This window comes from Pseudoalteromonas sp. SIMBA_162 (genome assembly GCF_046535955.1).
GTDB lineage: Bacteria > Pseudomonadota > Gammaproteobacteria > Enterobacterales > Alteromonadaceae > Pseudoalteromonas > Pseudoalteromonas marina.
This window is the reverse complement of the sequence record NZ_JAWJBQ010000212.1, coordinates 1-301: the sequence shown is the minus strand read 5'-3', so window position 1 is coordinate 301 and position 301 is coordinate 1. Positions and strand designations below refer to the sequence as shown.

The window sequence follows — 301 nt, the reverse complement described above, 5'->3', positions numbered from 1 at the left end:
CTTGTGAAGCAGATATATGAGAGACATGATTTAGACTTTTGTCGCGGCTGCCGTATAAGCCTACTGTGAGAAGCGGCACGGGTGCTATACTCGCGCCTCCACTGAATCCATGACAGGGGAGTTATCAATGGGGTTCCAGAAGATTGTCGTCCCGGAAGGCGGTGCCAAGATCACCGCAAATTCCGACAATACCCTCAACGTTCCGAATAATCCGATCATCCCGTTCATCGAAGGCGATGGTATCGGTGTGGACGTGACTCCGGCCATGAAGATTGCCATCGACGCTGCTGTCGACAAGGCC

The 301-nt window shown here is 52.8% G+C and carries 1 pseudogene; it reads left to right on the top strand.

What is annotated here, in order from left to right:
* Positions 1 to 127: 127 nt before the first annotated feature.
* Positions 128 to 301: pseudogene (locus R0J88_RS19415) on the top strand (NADP-dependent isocitrate dehydrogenase); the annotation flags it as partial.